Genomic DNA, 18,644 nt, shown 5'->3' on the forward strand with positions numbered 1-18,644 from the left:
GAGGTGGCGTATATTACGTTTTCCTCTTTCAGAGTCAAGCGTTTATTTTCGCTTTCGTCTGCCTGACGGGCCGGCTCGTTCGCCGTTGTGCCGTGTCAGTGGAGGCGCATTATAGGGAGTTCTTTCCGCCTGACAACCCCTAATTTCAAAAAAGTTTTCAACCGTCTCTTTTTTGTGCAAAACGCCTTTAAACTGGCAATTTTTCGAGCTTATTGAACCCATAACGCTGCAAAACGGACATTAACTGCGCAACTTCAGGTGTTAATGCCATGCAGTAAGCAATATTCTCATCAGAAGAACATGCATCCGGCGCCTCATGCTCCAGCAGCCAGGCGGTACGTCTCGCAATCGCTGCGCCGGAATCCACCAGCCGGGTGCCTTCCGGCAAGACCTGCAACAGTTCATCCGCCAGCAACGGAAAGTGCGTACAGCCAAGGACGACGGTATCCGGCGGCTCCGGCATGCGCAGCCACGGACGCAGCACGCGGCGCAGCGCCTCCAGCGAAACCGGTTCGCCGTGCAGTTTCGCCTCGGCAATTTCCACCAGCTCCGCAGAACCCAGCATTTCTATCTGGCATTCATTGGCGAAGCGCGCAATCAGCTCATGTGTATAAGGACGCTTAACCGTTCCGCGGGTGGCCAGCAGCCCCACCACGCCGTTCGCCGTCAGACGCGCGGCTGGTTTGATGGCAGGCACCACGCCCACAACAGGAAACGCGAATTTTTCACGTAGAGCAGGGAGAGAAACCGTACTGGCAGAGTTGCAGGCGATAACGGCGAGCGCCAGGGGGTAGCGCGCCTGAACGGCGGTAACAATCTCGACGACGCGCTCAACGATAAACGCTTCGCTCTTCTCGCCGTAAGGAAATGCAACGTTATCGAAGGCATAGATGTAATGCAGATCCGGCAGGAGATGCCGGATCTCATCATAAACAGAGAGCCCACCCACACCGGAGTCAAAAACCAGTATGGTTGGGCGGGCCTCAGAAGGTGTAGCTGCCTGACAAGTTGTACTCCCGTCCTGCAGTTTGGTAGCCATAAACCGTCTCGTAATCTTTATCGAACAGGTTAGCTATTTTACCACGAACTGTAAGATGAGAGGTGACCGGATACGAAACCGCGATATCCCACAGGCTGACGCCGCCCATTTTTACGCGTCTTGTCGGGGAGGACGTAAAATCGCTGTCATAGCGCGTGCCGAGATAATGGTAAGCCACGTTCCAGTCCAGATTGTACATCTGCCAGTCGAGCTGGTATTTAACCTGCTGCTTCGAGCGACGGCTCAGCACAGCATTCGTTCTGGCGTTACGCGGGTCGACATAGTCATACGAAAACTGATGGCTAAGCGGACCGGTATCAAACTGCGCTGTCGCTTCGATACCTTTAATCCGCGCTTTATCAACGTTGTAGAAACGGTACTGGGCGTCATAGCCGATAAGGTTATCGATGTCGTTGCGATAGCCCGTCACGCGCCAGTTAACTGGCCCGGTCAATCCTTCGAAACCCCCTTCCCATTGTTTACTCTCTTCAGGTTGAAGATCAGGATTACCATAATTAGGGCTATGGATTTGACTCATCGTCGGCGCTTTATAGGCGGTGCCGTAAGAGCCAATGAGGCGATAACCGTCGATAAACTCCCACGCCGCGCTGGTCTGCCAGGTAGCATGGTTGCCGAAATTAGAGTCATCATCACGACGCGCGGCCGCTTCCAGCGTCACACTCTGGATTTGCTGCACTCCGGAAACAAACACGCCGGTATTATGCTGATGGTATCCATCCTGCATGTATCCCGTGCCGGCTTGCGTCGTCTGCTTTTTCCAGTCCACGCCCGCGCCAATATTCCCTTGCCCTACCGTAAAGGTATTCAGCCACTGTGCGGTGTACTGTTTCACATCATCAATCGTGGTAGCGGCGGCGTAACGGCCTTTTTTCGGGTCGTAGTTAATATCCTTACTGCGCCCATAGCCAGCAACCCACTGAGACTGCCATATATCCTGTTCATAACGCAGGCCCGTATTCCAGTTCTGGGCATAGAGCTGACGCGTATCCGGCCGTCCGAGAAGCTCTGTATAAGAAGTATTATAAGAATCGTAACCGTCATACGCCGTCCGGTTGTCGTACCCAAACCCACGGAAAAAGCCGCTCAGGTTATCCGTTATCTGCTGCTCAATCGCGCCATAAAGCGATTTACTCATAAAGCCGTCGCGATCGGGCTGGCGCGGCGCATCCAGCGCGGCGATATCAAATCCTTTTGTATAAGTGTAATTACCTGCCAGCGTAATTTTGGTCTTATCCAGTACCTGCTGCACCGCACCATCATAATTTTGATATCCGTGAGAGCCGATGCCTGCGTTAATTTCCCCGCCCGGCTTACTGCGCCCGGTAATAATGTTGATTACGCCGCCAATGGCGTCAGAACCATATAAGGCAGAGCGCGGGCCGCGAATGTATTCGATGCGCTGCACCAGCGAAAGCGGGATCTGGCTGATATCCGGCGCGTTGCTAATGCCTGCGTCATTTAACGGAATGCCATCAATGAGCAGCAATACATGACGGGTTTCAGTACCACGAATATGTAAGTTAGAAAGGGTGCCAAGGCCGCCACTCTGTTCCGTATCCACGCCCGGTAAGCGCGCTAAGACTTCCGTCAGGCTTTTTGGTTGCCACCGTTCGATCTCTTCGCGCGTAACGACAGAGGTCGGCGCCAGCACCGTATTGACCGGCTGCTGAAAACGGTTTGCGGTCACCACCAGAGTATCTGAGCCGCTATCCTGCGCCCAGCCAGAAAACGCCGTGACGGAAAGCGCCGTCAGCAGCGAGATTTTTTTTATCATCATTAACGTAAGCATCCGCTTAACTTGTAGGATGCCGCAGGCGCACTTGATAGAACGCGATAAGTGCGCGAGTTGCGACGTGACTCCGGCAGGTCTTCGGGCTTGGAGGTGTGTTACGGATGAGGACTTCCCACCGGCAGGCCGGCAGTGTCTGCGAACGCGTTCATCCCACCTGTCTTTACCGCTGCGCGTCAGCTCCAGATTTGCACTGGATTCCCTTTTCACTCACAGGAGACCGGAGACGGCATGCTACATGGTGCGCCGGACAGAAGTCCAGACTTCCATCTGTGATGATGCAAAAACAATCAATGCTGGACATCACGCCCGCATTCCCTACAATCCCGGCGTAAATTTTTATCACCCAGGACGCATGATGACCCCTGAACATCTCCCTATCGATCAATACGACGCACAGCTGGCCGAAAAAACAGAGCGCCTGCAAAGCATGATGGCGCCTTTCGCTGCGCCAGCGCCGGAGGTGTTCCGCTCGCCGGTAAGCCACTACCGCATGCGCGCCGAGTTCCGCCTCTGGCATGACGGCGACGACCTTTACCACATCATTTTCGATCAGGAGACCCGCAGCCGCATTCGCGTCGACAGTTTCCCGGCGGCGAGCGAGCTGATTAACGCCCTGATGCCGCGCATGATCGAGGGAATTCGCGGCAACCGTACGCTGCGCCATAAGCTGTTCCAGATTGACTACCTGACCACCCGCAGCCAGCAGGCGGTTGTCTCGCTGCTTTATCACCGCGCGCTGGGTGACGACTGGCGTGAAGAGGCGACGCGTCTTCGCGATGCGCTGCGCGCCGAGGGTTTTGACGTGCACTTCATCGGTCGCGCGACGAAAACCAAAATCATGCTCGATCAGGACTACATCGACGAGCGCCTGCCGGTGGCGGGCACAGAGATGATTTACCGCCAGGTAGAGAACAGCTTTACCCAGCCGAACGCGGCGATGAACATTCATATGCTGGAGTGGGCGCTGGATGCCACTCAGGGTTCAAAAGGCGATCTGCTGGAGCTCTATTGCGGTAACGGCAACTTCTCGCTGGCGCTGGCGCGCAACTTTAACCGCGTCCTGGCGACGGAAATCGCCAAGCCGTCCGTCGCCGCCGCGCAGTACAACATTGCGGCCAACCACATCGACAACGTGCAGATTATCCGCATGGCGGCGGAAGAATTTACTCAGGCGATGAACGGCGTGCGTGAATTTAACCGCTTGCAGGGGATCGATCTGAAAAGCTACCAGTGCGAGACGATCTTCGTCGATCCGCCGCGTAGCGGGCTGGATCAGGAAACGGTAAAAATGGTGCAGGCGTATCCGCACATCCTTTATATCTCCTGCAACCCGCAGACGCTCTGTGAAAACCTCGAAACGCTGAGCCAGACGCACCGCGTCGAGCGCCTCGCGCTGTTCGATCAGTTCCCTTACACCCACCATATGGAATGCGGCGTATTGTTAACGCGTCGCTCATAAAAAAGGGCGCCGCGGCGCCCTTTTCTTCACTCTTCGTAGCGCGCTTTACGCCGACGCAGGCGAAAACCAATCCAGAACAGCAGCACCACCGACAGCACCGACGGCAGGAAGTTAGAACCAATCGCCGGATACTCGGCGCGCACCACGGCGCTATAAAGCAATACGCCCAGAATAAAGCAGGCGGCGGCGATGCCGGGCAGGCCCACCGGCATCGTGCGGTTAAGGTAGCGCTGATGCAGACAGTAAACCGTCAGCGCCAGCGAAATAATCGGGAAAATCGAGAAAGGCACGATGGAGCTAAACAGCGCCGCACAGGTGCCGTTAATCGACAGACCGGCGATCAGCGCCAGCAGCAGCGTACCCTTTTCTTGTGTCGTGGTTCTCATTGCTCGTCCTTCACTTATCGGAATTTTGCGCCATCTTTTCTTGCTCGCGACGGTACCAGTAGTAAGCGCCTTTAGAAATCATGCGCAGCTGCAAGACCAGTCGCTCTTCTAATTGCCCGCGCTGTTCCGGGCTCACGTCCAGCGCTTCAGCGCCGGCGCTAAAGACAATAGTCACCATCGCCTCCGCCTGAGCCTCGGTAAACGCGCGCGGCATATGATTTTCGAGTTCCAGATAATCGGCAAGTTCCGCGATGAAATGCTGGATTTCACGCGCCACCGCGGCGCGAAACGCCGCTGACGTGCCGGAGCGCTCGCGCAGCAGCAGCCGGAACGCGTTCGGGTTGTTGCCGATAAACTCCATAAAGGTGGAAACCGACGTGCGGATCACGCTGCCGCCTTTAGCGATACGCTGGCGCGCCTGGCGCATCAACTGGCGCAGCATCAGACCGCTTTCATCCACCATCGTCAGGCCCAGCTCATCCACGTCGCGAAAGTGCCGGTAAAACGAGGTCGGCGCAATGCCCGCCTCGCGCGCCACTTCGCGCAGGCTCAGGCTGGCGAAACTTCTTTCCGCGCTTAGCTGGCTAAACGCGGCTTCCACCAGCGACCGCCGGGTTCGTTCTTTCTGTTGCGCTCTGACGCCCATCACCTTGCCTGCTTTCTTCCTGTTGAAACGGCACTATACCAGTTTTAAAACTACCGGGTTTATAACGGATTGTGAATGATTGTTTACGAAACGCAGGCGACCAGAGATGGCAAAACGCACAGCGAGAATTGGGTTATTCTCTGGGTGATGTTACTATTCTGTTGCTTTTATGTATAAGAACAAGGTAAGCCTTACCATGCCACAAACCTACGATTATGATGTAATAGTGATTGGCTCTGGTCCCGGCGGCGAAGGTGCTGCAATGGGCCTGGTGAAACAGGGCGCCACGGTAGCCGTAATAGAGCGCTACCATAATGTCGGCGGCGGTTGCACCCACTGGGGCACCATCCCGTCGAAAGCGCTACGCCACGCCGTCAGCCGTATCATTGAATTTAACCAGAACCCGTTATACAGCGCCCACTCCCGTCCTCTCCGTTCCTCTTTCGCCGACATCCTTAACCACGCCGACAACGTGATCAATCAGCAGACCAACATGCGCCAGGGCTTTTATGAGCGCAACCGCTGTCAGATCCTGCAGGGCGACGCGCGTTTTATTGATGAACACACGATTGAGCTCACCTGCCAGGACGGCTCGATAGAGACCCTGACCGCCGAGAAATTTGTGATTGCCTGCGGCTCGCGTCCCTATCACCCGGACGATGTGGATTTCAACCACTCGCGCATCTACGACAGCGACTCCATTCTCAGCATGCATCATGAGCCGCGTCACGTGATTATTTACGGCGCGGGCGTCATCGGCTGTGAGTACGCGTCGATTTTCCGCGGGATGAACGTCAAGGTGGATCTCATCAACACCCGCGACCGTCTGCTGGCGTTCCTCGATCAGGAGATGTCAGATTCGCTCTCATACCACTTCTGGAACAGCGGCGTGGTGATTCGCCACAACGAAGAATATGAGCGTATCGAAGGCGTGGACGATGGCGTGATAGTGCACCTGAAGTCAGGCAAAAAAGTGAAAGCCGACTGTCTGCTCTATGCGAACGGACGCACCGGCAACACCGATTCGCTGGCGCTGGAGAATATCGGTCTTGAGGCCGATGGCCGCGGGCTGCTGAAAGTGAACAGCATGTACCAGACCGCGCTGCCGCATATCTACGCCGTGGGCGATGTCATCGGTTATCCGAGCCTGGCTTCCGCCGCCTACGATCAGGGCCGCATCGCCGCGCAGGCGCTGGTGAAAGGCGTGGCGTCGGCGCATCTGGTGGAAGATATTCCAACCGGCATCTATACCATTCCGGAAATCAGCTCCGTCGGCAAAACCGAACAGCAGCTCACCGCCATGAAGGTGCCTTACGAAGTGGGTCGCGCGCAGTTTAAACATCTGGCGCGCGCGCAAATCGTGGGGATGAACGTGGGCACGCTGAAGATTTTGTTCCACCGCGAAACCAAAGAGATTCTGGGCATTCACTGTTTTGGGGAGCGCGCGGCCGAGATTATTCATATCGGCCAGGCGATTATGGAGCAGAAAGGTGGCGGTAACACCATTGAGTACTTCGTTAACACCACCTTTAACTACCCGACCATGGCGGAAGCCTATCGGGTCGCCGCGCTGAACGGCTTAAACCGCCTGTTTTAACGCGCTGTCGAAGCGGCCATCCATCTGTTTGCGGATGGCCTCTGCGAGCTGCTCATAGCGGCTACGCAGCGGCGAGCCCGGACGATACACCAGACCGATGGTGCGTCGCGGCTCCGGCTTCACGCAGGGCAGATAAACGACGCCGTCGCGATGGCGCTCCGGCGGTACGGCGAGCGCAGGCAAAAGCGTAATGCCGCTGCCTGCCGCCACCATATTGCGCAGCGTTTCAAGGCTGGTCGCGCGGAAATGCGTGTCTTCATCCGCGCCCGCTTCGAAGCAGAAGCCCATCGCCTGATCGCGCAGGCAGTGGCCGTCTTCCAGCATCAGCAGTTTTTCGCCGGCCAGTTCGCCCATCGGCACGCGCTCGCGTCCGGCCCACGGGTGATCTTCATAGACCGCCAGCAGCATCGGCTCATCAAACAGCGGCACTTCGATAAAGGCTTCGCTCTCTTTTACCAGCGCCAGGATCGCGCAGTCGAGCTTGCCGCTGTCGAGCTGAGCCAGCAGCTGATGCGTCTGCGCTTCGTGCAGATACATTTCGAGTTTGGGGAACGTCTGATGCAGCATCGGGATGATTTGCGGCAGCAGATAGGGGCTGATGGTCGGGATAAGGCCAATATGCAGCGGGCCGGACATGGTTTCGCCCTGCTGGCTCGCCATCTCTTTAAGCACTTTGACTTCACGTAAAACGGTACGCGCCTGGTCTACCAGCAGCAGCCCCGCCTGGGTGAACAGCACTTTGCGGCTGGTGCGTTCCAGCAGCATCACGCCGAGTTCATCTTCAAGCTTGCGGATTTGACCGCTCAGGGTTGGCTGACTCACGTGGCAGGCATCCGCCGCACGCCGGAAATGGCGATGTTCGGCAAGGGCCACCAGGTATTCAAGATCACGAATATTCATTCTTCATCCTCCGCCGCCATGATAGTTCATGGCGATAGATAGCATAGCAACCAACGATTATCCCTATCAAGCCCGAAAGTGAATAATAGCCTCAGCCGCGGAGAACATCACTCGTTACCCTCACTGAGTGATAACCCGCAAACAGAGTCTCTCTGTTAGCCGTATAACTAAAGCCAACGTGAACTATTTAGCGGACAGTAAGTCCGCTTTTTTTTGCCCATTTTTCGGGAAGGTATTTCGGGTGCCCATAAAAAAAGCCCGACATCCGCCGGGCTTTCTCCTGCCAGTAACGCTTACGCCAGTCGCGCTTTCGCCGCGCTAATCGCCTGCGCCACCTGTACCGGCGAGACGCCGCCCTGCGCCGCGCGTTTATCGAGACACGACTGGAGCGACAGCACCGGGTAAACGTCGTCATTGATTACCGGGCTGAATTTTTGCAGGTCGGCGAGCGTCAAATCTTCCAGCGGTTTGCCCTGACGAATCGCCTCCACCACCGCCTCGCCCACAATGTGGTGCGCTTCGCGGAACGGGACGCCTTTGGCGACCAGATAATCCGCCAGCTCCGTGGCGTTGGCGTAGCCCTGCTGCGCGGCTTCCTGGCAACGCGGACGTTTCACCTGAATGCCGTCCAGCACCAGCGCCGCCATATGCAGGCAATCGAGCCAGGTGTCGAGCGCGTCGAACAGCCCTTCTTTGTCTTCCTGCATATCTTTGTTGTACGCGAGCGGCAGGCCTTTCAGCGTCATCATCATGCCGGTGAGCGCGCCCTGCACGCGGCCGCACTTGCCGCGAATCAGCTCCAGCGCGTCCGGGTTTTTCTTCTGCGGCATTAACGAGGAGCCGGACGTCACGCGATCGGACAGCTCGACGAAGCCCGCTTCGCCGGAGTTAAAGAAAATCAGGTCTTCCGCGAAGCGCGACAGATGCACCATGCTGATGGCGGCATCCGACAGCAATTCCAGCACATGGTCACGATCGGAAACGCTGTCCAGACTATTGCGGGTGGCGCTGGCGAAGCCGAGCCAGCCCGCCAGTTGCTCACGGTCAATCTCATACGCCGTACCGGCGAGCGCGCCGCTGCCGAGCGGACTGACGTCGAGACGTTTCAGCGTATCCTTCAGGCGGCTTTCATCACGCGCCAGCATTTCGACATACGCCAGGCACCAGTGCGCGAACGTCACCGGCTGGGCGCGTTGCAGGTGGGTGTAACCTGGCATTACCGCGTCCTGATTTTCTTCGGCGGTGACCACCAGCGCCTGCTGGAGCTGACGCGTGGCGCTCAGCAGCGCATGCACCTGGGTTTTACACCAGAGTTTCAGATCAGTCGCGACCTGATCGTTACGGCTACGTCCGGTATGGAGTTTTTTGCCGAGCGGGCCGACTTTGTCGATAAGCTTGCCTTCCACCCAGCTGTGAATATCTTCCGCGTCGCTTTCCAGAATCGCGTGCGGGTTTTCCAGCACCTCTTCCAGCAGCGTATTGAGCGCGCCTTCGAGCTGGCTTTGCTCCTGCGCGGTCAGCACGCCGACGGTAACCAGCGCTTTAGACCAGGCCACGGAACCGATAATGTCCTGCTCGGCGAGTCGGTAATCAAAGCGCAGAGAGTCATTAAATTGTTTAAACCGCCCGTCTGCCGCCTGAGTAAAACGTCCGCCCCAAAGTGCCATAATCCGCTCCGTTATCTGTCTTGCAATAGCGGGTGCGCTTTGCTTACCCGCACTACAACTGTTCTGGTTATCTCTTAAATGGCGGGTGACCCGCCCTACAAATAGTGTGCTGCTTTTCTGCGACGGGGGCGCTTTGCTGCCCCGTGACCCGCTTACCGCGCGTAGGGCGGGTAAGCGTCAGCGCACCCGCCACACACGCAACAGCAGATTACTTCTTCAGCTCATTCAGCGCACGGATGCGTGAAGAGAGGGAGAACAGACGGATAAAGCCGCCCGCGTGGCTGTGATCGTACACTTCGTCTTCGCCGAAGGTCGCGAACTCTTCGTTATACAGGCTGTTGGTCGATTTCTTCTGAATCGCGGTGACACGGCCTTTATAGAGTTCCAGCACCACTTCGCCGCTCACCTGCTCGGCCAGCGACTGCGCCGCCGCCTGCAGAGACTGGCGCAGCGGGGCGAACCAGCGGCCGTCATACACGACATAAGACATCTCAAGACCAACCTGCTCACGCCATTTAAAGCTATCGCGATCCAGCACCAGTTGCTCAACGCCGCGCAGCGCCGCCATCATGATGGTGCCCCCCGGGGTTTCGTAGCAGCCGCGGGATTTAATGCCCACCAGGCGGTTTTCCACGATATCGATACGGCCCACGCCATGCTTCGCGCCGATTTTGTTCAGTACTTCCAGGCAGCCAAACGGGGTCAGGTGTTCGCCGTTAACAGCAACCACATTGCCTTTCTCAACGGTCACGGTCACCTGCTCCGCCTCGTCCGGCGCGTCTTTAGGATCGACCGTCCAGACCCAGCAATCCTGGTTCGGGGCATTCCACGGGCTTTCCAGCACGCCGCCTTCGGTAGAGATATGCCAGGCGTTCTCGTCACGGCTGTAGATTTTCTCAAGCGACGCGGTGGTCGGGATATCGCGCGCTTTCAGGTAATCGAGCAGCGCTTCACGGGAACGCAGGTTCCACTCACGCCACGGGGCGATGACTTTCAGGTGCGGAGCCAGCGCCGCCCAGGCGGATTCGAAACGCACCTGGTCGTTGCCTTTACCCGTCGCGCCGTGGCACAGCGCGTCGGCGCCGACTTTCTTCGCCACGTCCACCAGCGCTTTGGCGATCAGCGGACGCGCCATTGAGGTGCCCAGCAGATAGCTGCCTTCATACAGCGCGCCGGTTTGCAGCACCGGGTAAACGTAATCTTTGATGAACTCTTCACGCGCATCGACCACATAGCACTCAGACGCGCCAGAGCGCAGCGCTTTCTGCTCAACGCCTTTCAGATCGTCACGATCCTGGCCGATATCGACCACGCAGGCGACCACGTCGCAGCCTTCATAGTTTTCTTTCAGCCACGGAATGATGGCAGAGGTATCGAGGCCGCCGGAGTAAGCGAGAACAACTTTTTTGATGCCGTGATTTTGCATTGTCTGTTTCCTTTAAAATCTTGTAATTAGGCCAAAATGCGCGTGCCGATAGACACGCCATTAAATAAAGCAGGCAACTGCTCCGCGTGGCGCCAGGAGGCGATGTCCACCGGGCGGCCCAGCGTGCGGGCGGCGTCCAGCGCCGCATGCACTTTGACAATCATTCCGTCGGTGATAATGCCCTGCGCGATAAGCTGCTCGGCTTTCGCGGAGGTCATCTCGGCGATGCGCTGGCCTTTGCCGTCCAGGATGCCGCTCACATCAGAGAGCAGAATCAGATCCGCGCCGAGCGTTGCCGCGAGCGCCGTGGCCGCCTGGTCGGCGTTCACGTTCATCAGGTCGCCGTTGTCCGTGACGCCAATCGAGCTAATCACCGGCATAAAGCCGTTTTCCAGCAGCGTGTTAATCAGCGTCGGCGAACCCGGATGCGCCTGGCCCACATGGCCCAGTTCTTCATCCAGCGGCGTCACGCTGACGCTGTCGCCGTCGCCCAGAAACAGGCCGACGGAGGCGATACCGTGTTTTTTCGCCCAGGCGAGCAGCGTCTTGTTGGCGGTACCCGCCAGCGCGCCGGTAATAATGTCGATTTGATCGGCAGGCGTGACGCGCAGGCCGTCTTTCTTTTTCACCGGCAGGTTGAGCTGCTTCATCAGGTCGTCAACGAGGCAGCCGCCGCCGTGAACGATAACCAGCGGACGCTGATGCTCCTTGCGATAGTTAACGAGGGCGGTAAAAAGACGCTCCAGCGCCTCTTCGCTGTCGAGCAACACACCGCCTAACTTAATGATTAACGGATTCATCATCACACCTGACTCGGTTAAATAAGTGACTGCGTTTCGGCGAAGCCAAAACGAATATTCATACACTGCACCGCCTGCGCGGCGGCGCCTTTCAGCAGGTTATCTTCCGTGGCGACCACGATCAGATGTTCGCCCTGCACGGCGAAGCCGATATCGCAAAACGGCAGGCCCACTACGTTTTTCAGCGCGGGCACGCCTTTGTCATACAGCCGCACCAGCGGTTTGTCGCCGTAAGCGTCCTGGAAGGTTGCGGCGACTTGCTGCGCGCTCACACCCGGCTTCAGGCGGCAGGTGATGGTTTCCAGAATGCCACGTGGGAAGTTGCCGAGGTGCGGCGTGAAAATCACCTCCGCGCCCAGGTGGCTCGTGATTTCCGGCTGATGACGATGCGTAAAAATGCCGTAAGGCTGGAGGCTCACTTCACAGAAGCTGTTGGAGATAGCCGCTTTACGCCCCGCGCCGCTCACGCCGCTGGTGGCGTTAATCACCGGCCACTGGCTCAGATCCAGCAAACCGGCGTCAATCAGCGGTTTCAGCGAGAGCTGCGCCGCGGTCGGGTAGCATCCCGGCACCGCCACCAGCGTCGCTTCTTTCAGCGCCTCGTGGTTCCACTCCGCCAGGCCATACACTGCCTGCGCCAGCAACTCCGGGTGCTGATGCGTGAAACCATAAAATTTGTCATAGAACGCGGCGTCGTTAACGCGAAAGGCGCCGGAGAGGTCGAACACTACGCAGCCCGCGTCGAGAAACTGCGGCGCGAGATCGTGGCTGACTTCATGGGCGGTGGCGAGAAACACCACATCCACGCCGTCGGTGAACTCGCGAATGTCGCCCATCGGCTGCAGCGGCAGGTCAAGCACGCCTTTCAGTTGCGGATGCAGATCGGAGATTAACTTTCCCGCATCATTGCTTTGCGCTGAGACCGTCAATGCGGTTATGTTCATATGCGGGTGGCGATTCACGTAGGTCGCAAGCTCTGCGCCGGCATAACCACTGGCGCCAACAATCAGCGTGTTCAACATCGGGGCTGGATACCTTTTACCGTCATGTATTTCAGGCGCGGGCCTCCGGGCCGTTGCCGCGTCCGCGAGCGTATCGTCTTCACCGGAACCCGGCGGTTCCCTTACGCTCAACGTTAATGTATTTTTATTCACTAATACTGCATGAATATTGATACTATCACGACCTGAGGTCTGTCAACAGTGAAAATGAAATTACCGCCTTTTATCGAGATTTACCGCACGCTTATCGCTACGCCATCCATCAGCGCTACCGACAGCGCGCTCGATCAGAGCAATGCGACTTTAATCAATTTGCTGGCGGAATGGTTTGGCAGTCTCGGCTTCCAGGTCGAAGTGCAGCCGGTTCCCGGTACGCGCAATAAATTCAATATGCTGGCGAGCGCCGGCAGCGGCGCGGGCGGCCTGTTGCTGGCCGGGCATACCGATACCGTGCCTTTCGACGACGGGCGCTGGACGCGCGATCCTTTCACGCTGACCGAGCATGACAACAAACTGTTCGGGCTCGGCACCGCCGATATGAAAGGCTTTTTCGCGTTTATTCTCGATGCGCTGCGTGACGTGGATGTGACGCAGCTGAAAAAACCGCTCTACATCCTGGCGACCGCCGATGAAGAGACGAGCATGGCGGGCGCGCGTTATTTCGCTGAAACCACCCAGCTTCGTCCGGACTGCGCCATCATCGGCGAGCCGACCTCGCTACAGCCGATCCGCGCCCATAAAGGCCATATCTCCAGCGCTATCCGCGTAGAGGGTCAATCCGGCCACTCCAGCGACCCGGAGCGCGGCATCAACGCCATTGAGCTGATGCATGACGCCATCGGGCGCATTATGCAGCTGCGCGATTCGCTCAAAGCGCGTTATCACTATGACGCGTTTACGGTGCCTTACCCGACGCTTAACCTCGGCCATATTCACGGCGGCGACGCGTCGAACCGTATCTGCGCCTGCTGCGAGCTGCACATGGATATTCGTCCGCTGCCGGGCATGACGCTTGACGATTTGAGCGGCCTGCTGAACGAGGCGCTGGAGCCGGTGAGCCTGCGCTGGCCGGGCCGCCTGACGGTCTACGATCTGCATCCGCCGATCCCCGGCTACGAATGTCCGCCGGATCACAAGCTGGTGCAGGTGGTGGAAAAGCTGCTCGGCGCGCAAACCGATGTGGTGAACTACTGCACCGAAGCGCCGTTTATTCAGACGATTTGCCCGACGCTGGTGCTCGGCCCCGGTTCGATTAATCAGGCCCACCAGCCGGATGAATATCTGGAAACGCGGTTCATCAAGCCGACCCGCGAATTAATTTCGCAGGTGGTGCACCACTTCTGCTGGCACTGAATGCCCTGAATGTCATGGTGGATGCGCTACGCTTATCCACCCTACAAACGATAAACCCAAATAGCGCCGCCGATTTCACCGTAGGGCGGGTAAGCGAAGCGCACCCGCCATCAAACCAACGGTGGATGCGCTACGCTTATCCACCCTACAAACGACAAAACCCAAATAGCGCCGCCGTTTCACCGTAGGGCGGGTAAGCTCGCGCACCCGCCGTTGTAGCGCCACCGTTTCATCGTAGGGCGGGTAAGCCACGCGCACCCGCCAGTCTGCCAGGCACACTCAGCCCATTCCACTGCGTTTACCCTCTCACGCAGCGCGTGCGACTGCATATCGCTCCTGGCGCCTGCACGCTATTTTCATAAGCGTTACTTATCTGCAATAACGTGAATTAACTTTCATAAATTGCCGCGCTTTATTCACTTGCTGAAGCGATTTCGCAGCAATTGACGAACGGGATTTCACGTGGCTTTATAAAGTAAGAAGTCATTCAAGCCTGAACTTTCGGACGTAAGTAAAAGCTATCGCTTTTCGGTGTCCTGATTTTTTGCAGAACCTATACCCAAGGATTTCGTGTTGCAGGAAGGCGGCAAGCCTGGTGAGCCCCGGGAGCTTACATCGGTAAGTGACCGGGATCGCCAGGCGCGGCCAACGCGCCTGCGGCGCGAAAGACGACGGGTATTAAACATAATTGAGATGGGGTGTCTGGGGTTATATGAACGAACAATATTCCGCTTTGCGAAGCAATGTCAGTATGCTCGGCAAGTTGCTCGGGGATACCATCAAGGATGCGCTGGGAGAAAACATCCTTGACCGCGTAGAAACAATCCGCAAATTGTCGAAGTCGTCCCGTGCTGGCAATGAGGCCGACCGCCAGGCGCTGTTAACCACGCTGCAAAACCTTTCCAATGATGAACTGCTGCCGGTGGCCCGCGCATTCAGCCAGTTCCTGAATCTGGCCAATACCGCCGAGCAATACCACAGCATTTCGCCGAAAGGCGAAGCCGCCAGCAACCCGGAAGTTATCGCCCGCACCCTGCGTAAGCTCAAAGATCAGCCGGACATCAACGAAACCGCGATTCGTCAGGCCGTGGAATCGCTGTCGCTGGAGCTGGTGCTGACCGCGCACCCGACCGAGATCACCCGCCGTACGCTTATCCACAAAATGGTCGAAGTGAACAACTGCTTAAAACAGCTCGACCACAAAGATATCGCCGACTACGAGCGCAACCAGATTACGCGCCGCCTGCGCCAGCTTATCGCGCAGTCCTGGCATACCGATGAAATTCGCAAAAACCGCCCAAGCCCGGTGGACGAAGCCAAATGGGGCTTCGCGGTGGTGGAAAACAGCCTGTGGGAAGGCGTGCCGAATTACCTGCGTGAGCTGAACGAACAGCTCGAAGCGCATCTCGATTACAAACTGCCGGTGGATTTCGTGCCGGTGCGTTTCACCTCCTGGATGGGCGGCGACCGCGACGGCAACCCGAACGTCACCGCGGATATAACCCGCCACGTCCTGCTGCTGAGCCGCTGGAAAGCGACCGATCTGTTCCTGAAAGATATTCAGGTGCTGATTTCCGAACTCTCGATGGTGGAGTGCAGCGACGCGCTGCGCGACTACGTCGGCACCGAGGGCGCGCAGGAGCCTTACCGTTACCTGCTGAAAGGGCTGCGCGCGCAGCTGCTCGCGACCCAGGCCTGGCTTGAAGCGCGCCTGAAAGGCCAGAAGCTGCCGAAGCCGCAGGGCCTGCTGACCCAGAACGAACAGCTCTGGGAGCCGCTCTACGCCTGCTATGAATCGCTTGTCGCCTGTGGGCTGGGGATTATCGCCAATGGCGAACTGCTCGACACCCTGCGCCGCGTTAAAGCCTTCGGCGTGCCGCTGGTGCGTATCGACATCCGCCAGGAGAGCACCCGCCACACCGAAGCGCTGGGCGAGCTGACCCGCTATCTCGGCATCGGCGACTACGAAAGCTGGTCGGAAGCCGACAAACAAGCATTCCTTATCCGCGAACTCAACTCCAAACGTCCGCTGCTGCCGCGCCAGTGGGAGCCGAGCGACAACACTCGCGAAGTGCTGGAAACCTGCAAAGTGATCGCCGAAGCGCCGAAAGGCTCGATCGCCGCTTATGTGATTTCCATGGCGAAAACGCCGTCTGACGTGCTGGCCGTTCACCTGCTGCTGAAAGAGGCGGGTATTGGCTTCGCGCTGCCGGTGGCGCCGCTGTTTGAAACGCTTGATGACCTGAATAACGCCAACGACGTAATGACCCAGTTGCTGAATATCGACTGGTATCGCGGCTTTATCCAGGGCAAACAGATGGTGATGATTGGCTATTCCGACTCCGCGAAAGACGCGGGCGTGATGGCCGCCTCCTGGGCGCAGTACCAGGCGCAGGACGCGCTGATCAAAACCTGTGAGAAAGCGGGTATCGCGCTGACGCTGTTCCACGGACGCGGCGGCTCCATTGGCCGTGGCGGCGCGCCAGCGCACGCGGCGCTGCTCTCCCAGCCGCCGGGCAGCCTGAAAGGCGGCCTGCGCGTGACCGAACAGGGCGAGATGATCCGCTTTAAATATGGTCTGCCGGAAGTCACCATCAGCAGCCTGTCGCTCTACACCAGCGCCATTCTGGAAGCCAACCTGCTGCCGCCGCCGGAGCCGAAAGCCGCCTGGCGTCACATCATGGACGAGCTGTCCGACATCTCCTGCACCATGTACCGCGGCTATGTGCGTGAAAACAAAGATTTCGTGCCGTACTTCCGCTCGGCCACGCCAGAGCAGGAGCTCGGCAAACTGCCGCTCGGTTCACGTCCGGCCAAGCGTCGCCCGACCGGCGGCGTTGAGTCGCTGCGCGCCATTCCGTGGATTTTCGCCTGGACGCAAAACCGTCTGATGCTGCCCGCCTGGCTGGGCGCGGGCGCCGCGCTGCAAAAAGTGGTGGAAGATGGCAAACAGGATGAGCTGGAAACCATGTGCCGCGACTGGCCGTTCTTCTCCACGCGCCTCGGCATGCTGGAGATGGTGTTTGCCAAAGCGGATCTGTGGCTGGCGGACTACTACGATCAGCGTCTGGTGAAAAAGGAACTCTGGCCGCTCGGCCAGGAGCTGCGCCAGCTGCTGGAAGCGGATATCAAAGTGGTGCTGGATATCGCCAACGACTCGCATCTGATGGCGGACTTGCCGTGGATTGCCGAGTCCATCCAGCTGCGCAATATTTACACCGACCCGCTGAACGTCCTTCAGGCAGAGCTGCTGCACCGCTCACGCCAGGCGGAAGAAGAAGGCAAACCGGCAGACCCGTGCGTTGAACAGGCCCTGATGGTCACCATCGCAGGCGTCGCGGCCGGGATGCGCAACACCGGCTGATGCCACGCCGCACAACGTAAAAAGCCCCGGCGTGCCGGGGCTTTTTACGTTGTGCGCAATATAACGCGTCAGTAGTAGAGCACCGTAAACGTAATCGCGCCGTTCGCCTTGCCGGGGCGCAGGCGATCTTCCGTCTGAACATAGCGCGCCACAAACGGAATGCGGTGCGTGGAGACATCGTCGGTGCTGAGATCCCAGTAGTTATTGGTATAGGTGTTCAGCGCCATCGGTTCATGCGTCGCATCCGACACGTTGCCTTTGGCTATCTGAATACCGACCCCGCTGGCGCTGTCGTTACCCGGCGTGACGGAGAAAATACCGTTACTGGCGTCAATCACCGTGGTGGAAGGCTTCATCGTGATCCACACCGGGTTCGGCGAGGCGTTGCCCATGGAGGTGATGCCGCTGTCATTGGCGTTGATATTGGTGCGGATACCCCAGGCGCGTGGACAGTTGGTCAGGGTAATCGACGCATCGCGCCACTCCGTCCCGCTGCCTACGCCGCTGAAATCATTCTCCGCGCTCCAGGTGCCGAGCTTCACGTTGACATCCGGCGTGGTGCAGGAGAGCGCGGCGATATTCACCGACCCGGTGAAGTTGATTTTCAGCGCATTTAGCGGGCTGCCAGCGGCCCCCGACGCGATGAAATCGACCGCCATCGACGGCAGATCCTGCCCGTTCACATATCCCGGCTGAACGGGGCCGGTTTTAATCAGATAGAGCCAGAACTCGCTATTCACCGTGTGGTTAACGTTTTGATTAGGTTGCGGGTGAATGGTGTCGATGTAATACGTTCCCGGAATAGCGACATCTTTTGCGCCCTGCGCCCATACCGCGACGCCCACCCCCGGCAGGTTGGTATCCCAGACCTTGCCCGGATACGGCGGCCCGTTCCAGGGTGAAAGCCCGTGCGGCGTGCTGGTCCAGCGGTAATCATACGAGACGTCATAAGGCGTGCTACCGGTTGATAAACAGTCAATTTTGACCGGTGTGCTGGGCATGTAATGCAGCCGGTAGAGCGTGCGTCCGTCAGAGGCGTCAGAGCCGACTGAAATCGTCCCGTTAATCGGCAGCGTCACGCTCATCGCGTGCGAGCCGGCGTGATAAGAACACGACGTTGAAGCCAGCGCGTGGCTACCGAACGCCAGCAGCAAAAGCATTCCGGCCCGGAGAGTTAAAACCGTTTTCCTTAC

Annotated in this window: 14 protein-coding genes and 1 riboswitch; of the genes, 4 read left to right on the plus strand and 10 right to left on the minus strand. The window is 58.0% G+C overall.

What is annotated here, in order from left to right; genetic code table 11:
• Positions 1-187 precede the first annotated feature (187 nt).
• Together murI and btuB are read right to left on the minus strand one after the other, a co-directional pair.
• On the minus strand, positions 188-1,039 hold the full coding sequence (gene murI, locus AACV31_RS06900) for a glutamate racemase (RefSeq protein WP_032805105.1): 852 nt from the start codon (positions 1,037-1,039) through the stop codon (positions 188-190).
• Positions 984-2,834, minus strand: a complete 1,851-nt coding sequence (gene btuB / locus AACV31_RS06905) for a TonB-dependent vitamin B12 receptor BtuB (protein ID WP_165156682.1) — start codon at positions 2,832-2,834, stop codon at positions 984-986. Before btuB ends, murI begins: the two co-directional genes overlap by 56 nt.
• A 70-nt stretch (positions 2,835-2,904) precedes the next feature.
• Positions 2,905-3,089, minus strand: a riboswitch (cobalamin riboswitch).
• Positions 3,090-3,207: 118 nt separating this feature from the next.
• On the opposite strand from btuB, the gene trmA reads away from it, so the two are divergent.
• Complete coding sequence (trmA, locus tag AACV31_RS06910; protein ID WP_165156670.1) at positions 3,208-4,311, plus strand: tRNA (uridine(54)-C5)-methyltransferase TrmA; 1,104 nt, start codon at positions 3,208-3,210, stop codon at positions 4,309-4,311.
• Between the two features lie 26 nt (positions 4,312-4,337).
• Here the strand turns inward: trmA and AACV31_RS06915 are convergent, their stop codons facing one another.
• Complete coding sequence (locus AACV31_RS06915; protein WP_007766281.1) at positions 4,338-4,697, minus strand: YijD family membrane protein; 360 nt, start codon at positions 4,695-4,697, stop codon at positions 4,338-4,340.
• 10 nt (positions 4,698-4,707) lie between these two features.
• Complete coding sequence (gene fabR / locus AACV31_RS06920) at positions 4,708-5,346, minus strand: HTH-type transcriptional repressor FabR (protein WP_007779290.1); 639 nt, start codon at positions 5,344-5,346, stop codon at positions 4,708-4,710.
• Positions 5,347-5,539: 193 nt separating this feature from the next.
• Here fabR and sthA point away from each other — a divergent pair, with 193 nt between their 5' ends.
• Entirely contained in the window at positions 5,540-6,940 is a 1,401-nt protein-coding gene (gene sthA, locus AACV31_RS06925; RefSeq protein WP_007766278.1) for a Si-specific NAD(P)(+) transhydrogenase, read from the plus strand.
• Here the strand turns inward: sthA and oxyR are convergent.
• The 5 genes from oxyR to argC form a co-directional block, all read right to left on the minus strand.
• On the minus strand, positions 6,923-7,840 hold the full coding sequence (gene oxyR / locus AACV31_RS06930) for a DNA-binding transcriptional regulator OxyR (RefSeq protein ID WP_007766273.1): 918 nt from the start codon (positions 7,838-7,840) through the stop codon (positions 6,923-6,925). The two genes, sthA and oxyR, sit on opposite strands and share 18 nt — an antisense overlap.
• A 293-nt stretch (positions 7,841-8,133) precedes the next feature.
• The gene (gene argH, locus AACV31_RS06935; protein ID WP_007766270.1) at positions 8,134-9,507 is read right to left on the minus strand and encodes an argininosuccinate lyase; all 1,374 of its coding nucleotides are present in this window, start codon (positions 9,505-9,507) and stop codon (positions 8,134-8,136) included.
• A gap of 208 nt (positions 9,508-9,715) precedes the next feature.
• Positions 9,716-10,933 (minus strand): argininosuccinate synthase, encoded by a 1,218-nt coding sequence (locus AACV31_RS06940; RefSeq protein WP_004386940.1) that lies wholly within the window; start codon positions 10,931-10,933, stop codon positions 9,716-9,718.
• Positions 10,934-10,959: 26 nt separating this feature from the next.
• Positions 10,960-11,736, minus strand: a complete 777-nt coding sequence (argB, locus tag AACV31_RS06945) for an acetylglutamate kinase (protein WP_105537472.1) — start codon at positions 11,734-11,736, stop codon at positions 10,960-10,962.
• A gap of 14 nt (positions 11,737-11,750) precedes the next feature.
• Positions 11,751-12,755 (minus strand): N-acetyl-gamma-glutamyl-phosphate reductase, encoded by a 1,005-nt coding sequence (argC, locus tag AACV31_RS06950; protein WP_165156668.1) that lies wholly within the window; start codon positions 12,753-12,755, stop codon positions 11,751-11,753.
• 180 nt (positions 12,756-12,935) lie between these two features.
• Between argC and argE the strand changes: the two genes are divergently transcribed.
• Positions 12,936-14,087 (plus strand): acetylornithine deacetylase, encoded by a 1,152-nt coding sequence (gene argE / locus AACV31_RS06955; protein ID WP_161589983.1) that lies wholly within the window; start codon positions 12,936-12,938, stop codon positions 14,085-14,087.
• 712 nt (positions 14,088-14,799) lie between these two features.
• Positions 14,800-17,451 carry a phosphoenolpyruvate carboxylase gene (gene ppc / locus AACV31_RS06960; RefSeq protein ID WP_075197785.1) on the plus strand — a complete coding sequence of 884 codons (2,652 nt, stop codon included), beginning with the start codon at positions 14,800-14,802 and terminating at the stop codon, positions 17,449-17,451.
• A gap of 68 nt (positions 17,452-17,519) precedes the next feature.
• Here ppc and AACV31_RS06965 read toward each other — a convergent pair whose 3' ends face one another.
• Positions 17,520-18,611, minus strand: coding sequence for a fimbrial protein (locus AACV31_RS06965; protein WP_165156680.1), 1,092 nt, complete (start codon positions 18,609-18,611; stop codon positions 17,520-17,522).
• Positions 18,612-18,644 lie beyond the last annotated feature (33 nt).

The sequence above is a fragment of the Cronobacter sp. EKM101R genome (assembly GCF_963888145.1).
Lineage (GTDB): Bacteria > Pseudomonadota > Gammaproteobacteria > Enterobacterales > Enterobacteriaceae > Cronobacter > Cronobacter turicensis.

Bases quoted from the DNA above. Each gene is read 5' to 3' on its own strand.
- AACV31_RS06940 (WP_004386940.1), bottom strand. From the start codon at position 10,933: ATGCAAAATCACGGCATCAAAAAAGTTGTTCTCGCTTACTCCGGCGGC.
- argH (WP_007766270.1), bottom strand. From the start codon at position 9,507: ATGGCACTTTGGGGCGGACGTTTTACTCAGGCGGCAGACGGGCGGTTT.
- btuB (WP_165156682.1), bottom strand. From the start codon at position 2,834: ATGATAAAAAAAATCTCGCTGCTGACGGCGCTTTCCGTCACGGCGTTT.
- trmA (WP_165156670.1), top strand. From the start codon at position 3,208: ATGACCCCTGAACATCTCCCTATCGATCAATACGACGCACAGCTGGCC.
- argC (WP_165156668.1), bottom strand. From the start codon at position 12,755: ATGTTGAACACGCTGATTGTTGGCGCCAGTGGTTATGCCGGCGCAGAG.
- argB (WP_105537472.1), bottom strand. From the start codon at position 11,736: ATGATGAATCCGTTAATCATTAAGTTAGGCGGTGTGTTGCTCGACAGC.
- sthA (WP_007766278.1), top strand. From the start codon at position 5,540: ATGCCACAAACCTACGATTATGATGTAATAGTGATTGGCTCTGGTCCC.
- AACV31_RS06965 (WP_165156680.1), bottom strand. From the start codon at position 18,611: ATGCTTTTGCTGCTGGCGTTCGGTAGCCACGCGCTGGCTTCAACGTCG.
- murI (WP_032805105.1), bottom strand. From the start codon at position 1,039: ATGGCTACCAAACTGCAGGACGGGAGTACAACTTGTCAGGCAGCTACA.
- ppc (WP_075197785.1), top strand. From the start codon at position 14,800: ATGAACGAACAATATTCCGCTTTGCGAAGCAATGTCAGTATGCTCGGC.
- oxyR (WP_007766273.1), bottom strand. From the start codon at position 7,840: ATGAATATTCGTGATCTTGAATACCTGGTGGCCCTTGCCGAACATCGC.
- AACV31_RS06915 (WP_007766281.1), bottom strand. From the start codon at position 4,697: ATGAGAACCACGACACAAGAAAAGGGTACGCTGCTGCTGGCGCTGATC.